This window comes from Microbacterium sp., from assembly GCF_036566905.1.
Classification (GTDB): domain Bacteria; phylum Actinomycetota; class Actinomycetes; order Actinomycetales; family Microbacteriaceae; genus Microbacterium.
Window position 1 is genome coordinate 1 of sequence record NZ_DATCVK010000001.1, and the last position, 5,911, is coordinate 5,911.

At 70.5% G+C, this 5,911-nt stretch carries 7 protein-coding genes; 3 read left to right on the forward strand and 4 right to left on the reverse strand.

Annotated features, from left to right (window positions below):
• Positions 1-1,196: NERD domain-containing protein (locus VIP82_RS00005; RefSeq protein WP_331905264.1), on the reverse strand; the 1,196-nt coding region annotated here is incomplete at its 3' end.
• A 105-nt stretch (positions 1,197-1,301) separates the two neighbouring features.
• Here VIP82_RS00005 and VIP82_RS00010 point away from each other — a divergent pair.
• Positions 1,302-1,652 carry a metallopeptidase family protein gene (locus VIP82_RS00010; RefSeq protein WP_331905265.1) on the forward strand — a complete coding sequence of 117 codons (351 nt, stop codon included), beginning with the start codon at positions 1,302-1,304 and terminating at the stop codon, positions 1,650-1,652.
• A 13-nt stretch (positions 1,653-1,665) separates the two neighbouring features.
• Here VIP82_RS00010 and VIP82_RS00015 read toward each other — a convergent pair whose 3' ends face one another.
• From VIP82_RS00015 to VIP82_RS00025, 3 genes are read right to left on the reverse strand one after another with little or no spacing between them, the layout of a single operon-like run.
• A complete protein-coding gene (locus VIP82_RS00015; protein WP_331905266.1) occupies positions 1,666-2,898 on the reverse strand; it encodes an RNA polymerase sigma factor in 1,233 nt (410 codons plus the stop codon).
• A gap of 10 nt (positions 2,899-2,908) precedes the next feature.
• A complete protein-coding gene (locus VIP82_RS00020) occupies positions 2,909-3,238 on the reverse strand; it encodes a YciI family protein (RefSeq protein WP_331905267.1) in 330 nt (109 codons plus the stop codon).
• Between the two features lie 54 nt (positions 3,239-3,292).
• A complete protein-coding gene (locus VIP82_RS00025; RefSeq protein ID WP_331905268.1) occupies positions 3,293-3,892 on the reverse strand; it encodes a dihydrofolate reductase family protein in 600 nt (199 codons plus the stop codon).
• A gap of 159 nt (positions 3,893-4,051) precedes the next feature.
• Between VIP82_RS00025 and qcrB the strand changes: the two genes are divergently transcribed.
• Together qcrB and VIP82_RS00035 are read left to right on the forward strand one after the other, a co-directional pair.
• Entirely contained in the window at positions 4,052-5,512 is a 1,461-nt protein-coding gene (gene qcrB, locus VIP82_RS00030) for a cytochrome bc1 complex cytochrome b subunit (RefSeq protein ID WP_331905269.1), read from the forward strand.
• 129 nt (positions 5,513-5,641) lie between these two features.
• The coding region (locus VIP82_RS00035) for a bestrophin-like domain (RefSeq protein WP_527250122.1) at positions 5,642-5,911 on the forward strand (270 nt) is incomplete at its 3' end.

Sequence of the window (5,911 nt, forward strand, 5' to 3'; positions counted from 1 at the left end):
CCGCCGTCGGTCAGCAGCAGCGCCTCGCCGGGCGTGATCGTCAACGCGGCCGGGCGTGCGCCGCCCGCTGCGATCTCATCGAGAGCGGATGCCGCGGCTGACGCCGACGCGGTCAGGGCCGCCAGCTCCGCCCGCTCGGCAGTTCGCGCCTGGCTCGAGGCGGCGATGTTCTGGACCACGAGCGGCACTACCGTGGACAGGGCCCACCAGATCCCGACCATGAGGGCGCCGGCCGCAAGCAGCCTGAGCACGACCTCGCCGAAGCTCCGACGGCGTCGGACGGTCGGCGGCCGACCGGCACGAGCGGCGGGCGTGGCGCGGGGCTGCGACCTGAGCCGCAGATCGATGCGGTCGAACTCTGCGAGGAGCACCGCCGGGTCCATCGATCGCTTCGGGCGTGCGGAACTCCAGGTCTCGGGGCGCACGGCCGCCGCGACGATGCTCGCGAGCTGCTCGTCGCTGTAGGCCCGGCGTACCTGCACCGTCTGCAGCAGGGCGGCTGCGGGGATGACGCCGATCTGCGCGGTGTCGCTGTGCGGCGGCGCCTTGACGGTGACGCTCGCGCCGACGATCACGATGATGCCCACCACCTCGACCGACAGGCCGCTCGCCCTCGAGAGCAGGCGCTCGGCGCGGGCCGCTTCGTGCGCCGCGTTCGAGAGGTAGTGCTTCGGCTGATTGTTGACGCGCAGCCCGTGGCCGGCGACCCAGACCCGCCCGTCGGGATGGTGCTTCGTGTTGATCGTGAAGACGCCGGGCGGCCCGATCAGGACGTGGTCGATATCGCTGCCGTCTACCCCCACCGGCACGGAGTGCAGCACCGTCCATTCGGGCCCGAGTCGGCCGAGCAGCACGGCGACGTATCGTTCGCCGACCGCGCCCGAATGCCAGGAGTACTGCTCGGCGTGGAGCCCCGCACCGTCGAGCTCGATGAGCTTCTCGATCACCGAGTGCGCCGGAACGCGACCGCGAAGGTCGACTGGGGCGGCGCTCGGCGTCGGCTTCGCGGGGCCCTCGGGGAGGAAGTCGGCGGCCTGCTGGGAGTCGCGCTCGTGCCGATGGTCGGTCCACGCAGTGCCCGTCCAGAATCGCCACTGCGCGGCATCCGCCTGGTCTCGATACCATCCGCGAGGCGGCCGAGGGGGCGGCGTCGTTGCAGGGGCACCGTCGGCGATGCCGGCGGAACCGGATGTCACGCGCTCACGCTACAGAACGGAGGCGGTCCTCCGATGCCCCCAGTGCGCGGGCCGCCCGGGACGATGCACGGCCGCAATGACGCGGGGAGCGCGCACAATGGGAGCATGGTCGAGATCTCGGACGCGGACTTCGAACGCATGGTCGGCGAGGTGTTCGACGCGCTGCCCGACGACATGGTGCGCGGCGTCGAGAACGTCGCGATCCTGATCGAGAACCAGCCGGTCGGCGAGCGGCCGCGCCTGTTCGGGCTGTACAGCGGGCGCCCGCTGAAGACGCGAGGGGTCTACGGCTTCGGGGAGCTGCCCGACCGCATCACGCTCTTCCAGAACAACATGCAGGCGCACAGCGCCGACCTCGAGTCCCTGCGCACCCGAGTGCGCATCACGCTCGTGCACGAGATCGGTCACTACTTCGGCCTCGACGACGCGAAGCTCGGCGAGCTGGGCTGGGCGTAGGCGGCGGCCGGTCTCAGTCGAGCTCGTCGCGGCGGTGCGCCAGGTAGGCGATCTCCGCGCTGTTGCCGGCGAGCGCGATGGCGCGGTCGTAGGCGTCGCGCGACTCGTCGCGGCGCCCGAGCCGGCGCAGCAGCTCGGCCCGGGTGGCGTGGAAGGCGTGGTACCCGCGCAAGGCGTCGCCCAGGTGATCGATGGCGGGCAACGCGGCATCCGGACCGTCGAGCTCGGCGACCGCGATGGCGCGGTTGAGGGCGACGATCGGCGAGGGGTCGAGGCGCACCAACTGGTCGTACAGGGCGACGACCTGCGACCAGTCGGTGTCGCGGGCGTCTCGTGCGTCGGTGTGCACGGCGTTGACGGCCGCGAGCAGTTGGTAGCGACCCGGTGCGATTCCGGATGCCAGTCGCTCGCGCACCAGCCGGTGGCCCTCGTCGATCAGCGCGTCGGACCACATGCCGCGGTCTTGTTCGCCGAGGGGGACGAGTTCGCCGGTCGTCGAGACGCGGGCGGGGCGACGCGCCTCGGTCAGCAGCATCAGCGCCAGGAGGCCCGCCACCTCGCCGTCGTCGGGCAGCAGCGTGCGGATCAGGCGCGTGAGCCGGATCGCCTCGGCGGTCAGGTCGGCCCGAACGGGGTCGGTGTCGGGGCCGGTCGCGAGGTAGCCCTCGTTGAAGACGAGGTAGAGCACGGCGAGCACGCCGGTGATGCGCGCCGGCAGATCCTGCGCCGAGGGCACGCGGTAGGGGATGCCGGCTGCCGAGATCTTGCCCTTCGCCCGGGTGATGCGCCGAGCCATGGCCGACTCCTGCACGAGGAACCCCCGGGCGATCTCGGGCACGGTGAGGCCCCCGACGAGGCGCAGGGTGAGTGCGATGCGCGCCTCCATCGCGAGTGCCGGGTGGCAGCACGTGAAGATCAGGCGCAGTCGGTCGTCGTCGATGGCGCCGAGCGGTTCGGGCGGGGTGTCGTCGGTCAGCATCATGGCCTCCCGGTGCTTGTCGGCGCGCTTCTGCTCGCGCCTGATGCGGTCGATCGCCTTGTGGTTGGCGGTCGTGGTGAGCCAGGCTCCCGGGTTCGGCGGCACGCCGTCGACCGGCCACCGCTCGACCGCTACGGCGAAGGCCTCGGCCGCCGCCTCCTCGGCGATGTCGAGGTCGCCGAAGCGCCTCGCGAGCGAGGCGACCACCCGAGCCCACTCGGCGTGGTGCGCCCGGGTGATCGCCTCGCGTGCATCGACGGGGTTCACGCGAGGATGCTCACACGAACAGGAGCGGTCGTACCTCGAGCCGCCGGTTGCACGCCTTCGACCCGGCGGTCATGAGCTCGAGCGCGACGTCGAGGTCGGGCGCCTCGATGATCCAGAGCCCGGCCATGTGCTCCTTCGACTCGATGAATGGGCCGTCGGTGAGCACCGGCTCCTCGCCGCGGGCGTCGATGACCGTCGACGTCTCGGGTGCCGCGAGGCCCGCGGCGAACACCCAATGACCGCCCGATCGGAGTCGCTCGTTGAACGCTCGGATCGCCACCATCTCCTCTTCCGTGCCGGAGTTGGTCGTGTCGTCGATCACGGAAACCAGATACTGCATCTCACACCTCCATGTGCCGTTCAGGGACATTCTGGTCTGCGCCGCCGCACGGGGCTACGCGTACTGCGGCCGGCCTGCGGGCCGGTAGGTCTGCGCCATGATGCCGGTCGAGAACGTGCGCGTCTCGAGCAGCTCGAGGGCGAAGTCCGTGCCCTCGTCGGGGAAGAGCCGCGTGCCCGCACCGACGACCACGGGGAAGACGATCAGCGTCATCTCGTCGACGAGCTCACGTTCGAGCAGCCAGCGGATGAGCTGGCCGCTGCCGTGCACCTGCAGCTCACCGCCCGGCTGCGCCTTCAGCTCTCGCACGGCGGCCTCGACGTCTCCGGAGAGCACGGTCGTGTCGGCCCACTGCGGGTCGGTGATCGTGTTCGACGCGACGAACTTCGGGCGCGAATTCAGTGAGCTCACGAACGGGTTCTCGACGTCGCGCTGCACACCCCAGTACCCCGCGAAGAGGTCGTAGGTGCGCCGGCCGAAGAGGAACGCGTCGGCACGCCGGTAGACGTCGCCGATGTAGCCGGTCGACTCCTCATCGCCGAGCGGCAGCGCACACCCGCCTCGTTCGAATCCGGGGTCGAACTCGGGGTTGTTGCCGCCGTTGGCCTGCATCACGCCGTCGACGGTGATCTGGGTGTTGGTGATCAGCTTCATGATCATGTCCCTTCTCGGGTCGCCGCCCACGGACGACCTCTCACCCTTGCTACGAACAGCGTGGCCCCGATCGGACACCTCTGGCGGAAGTTACTCGACCTGTCACAAATCGGGGCCTTCCCGTGTCGTATGTGGTGAAGGGCCTGAGAGGAGACCAACGTGTCGGGAGTACGGGAACCACGCACGGACTTCACGGGGCGGCTGGCCGAGCGCCTGTCGCAGACGACGATCGGCAGGCGCGGCTCGGCCGCGATGCAGGAGCTTCGTCATCGCGTCGTGCCGCTGCACTGGTCGAACCTGTTCGGAGTGGTCGCGCTGGCCTGCCTCGCGGTCATCACCGTGACGGGCGTGGTGCTGATGTTCCACTACACGCCGTCGGGCACGACGGTCGTCTACGACGGGGCGTATCCGACGCTGCACGGCGCAGAGGTCTCCGAGGCGTTCGCGTCGACCATGCACGTCTCGTTCGAGGTTCCCGGCGGGCTCGCCCTCCGGCAGGCGCATCACTGGGCCGCACTCCTGCTGCCGGCGGCATTGCTCGCGCAACTCCTGGTGACGTTCTTCACCGGCGCGTTCCGTCGGCCGCGGCGCGCGGGCTGGGTGCTGCTGTTCCTGCTGCTCATCGCGGCGCTCGCGGGCGGATGGAGCGGCTACGCGCTGCCCGACGACATGCTCTCGGGCACGGGGCTGCGCATCGTCGAGGGAATCACGCTCGGCATCCCCGTGGTCGGCACCTGGATGAAGGACCTGCTGTTCGGCGGCCAGTTCCCGGGCGAGATCATCGAGCGCCTGTATCCGCTCCACCTCGCGGTCGTGCCGGCGATGATCGCGCTCATCGTGGTGCGCGTCGCGCTGCTGGCCCGGCACCAGCCGCCGCAGTTCGCCGGCCCCGGGCGAACGGCTGCCAACGTCGTCGGCGTGCCGCTGTTCCCCAATGCCGCCGCCCGCGCGGGCGGGCTCTTCCTGATCGTCTCGGGCATGCTGATGCTGATCGCGGCGACCGTCACGATCAACCCGATCTGGCTGTACGGCCCGGCCTCGCCCGGCGACGCCGGCGCCGGCAGCCAGCCCGACTGGTACACGGGCTTCCTCGACGGCGCGCTGCGGCTCGTGCCCCCTGGTTGGGAGTTCGTCGCGCTCGATCGCACCTGGACGCTCGCCGTGCTCGTGCCGCTCGCGGTGATCGGGATCTTCCTCCTGCTCGTGGCCGTCTACCCGTTCCTCGAGGAGCGGATCACGGGTGACCGCGGCGAGCACCACCTGCTCGACCGCCCGAGGAACATGCCGACGAGAACCGGCATCGGCGTCGCTGGCGTCGTGTTCTACGCCACGCTCTGGGCGGCCGGCAGTGCGGATCTCATCGCCGACGCCTTCAGCCTCACGATCGAGGGCGTGGTGCTCACGATGCAGATCGTGCTGGTCGGGCCCGCCATCGGCTTCACCCTCGCGCGGCGGGTGTGCCTCGGCCTGCAGCGCAAGGATCGCGACGTCGTGCTCCACGGGTACGAGACCGGCCGCATCGTGCGCCTGCCGGGAGGCGAGTACATCGAGGTGCACGAACCGGTCGACGAGTACGAGCGGTGGCGGCTCCTCGAAACCGGATCGCGTTCGTCGGCGTGACTCAGGCCGTCGCCGCGAGCGAACGCACCAGCGCGGATTGGGGATGGCGGGCGACCGCGCGCCTTCCGTAGGCTGTGCCGCATCGACGGGCGCACGTCGCCCGTCCTCCACCGGGGTGGGGGAGCGAGCATGGTGGATTGGTTCTACGAGACGAGCATCCTGATCACGCTGCCGCTGTTCGTGGGCGGGTTCGTGGTGATCTCGTGCCTGATCGTGGTCGCGCTGCGCCCGGTCGTGAACCGGCTCGTGACCGACCCGAAGGAGTGGGACCGAGCTCTCGCGCACGTCATCGGCACGTTCGGCGTCTTCTTCGGGATCCTGCTCGCACTCGTCGCGGTGTCGGTCTACGAGAACTTCGCGTCGACGCGCCAGGCCGCGATCGCGGAAGCCGGCCAGGTC

Bases quoted from the DNA above. Each gene is read 5' to 3' on its own strand.
- VIP82_RS00020 (WP_331905267.1), bottom strand. From the start codon at position 3,238: ATGCAGTATCTGGTTTCCGTGATCGACGACACGACCAACTCCGGCACG.
- VIP82_RS00010 (WP_331905265.1), top strand. From the start codon at position 1,302: ATGGTCGAGATCTCGGACGCGGACTTCGAACGCATGGTCGGCGAGGTG.
- VIP82_RS00025 (WP_331905268.1), bottom strand. From the start codon at position 3,892: ATGAAGCTGATCACCAACACCCAGATCACCGTCGACGGCGTGATGCAG.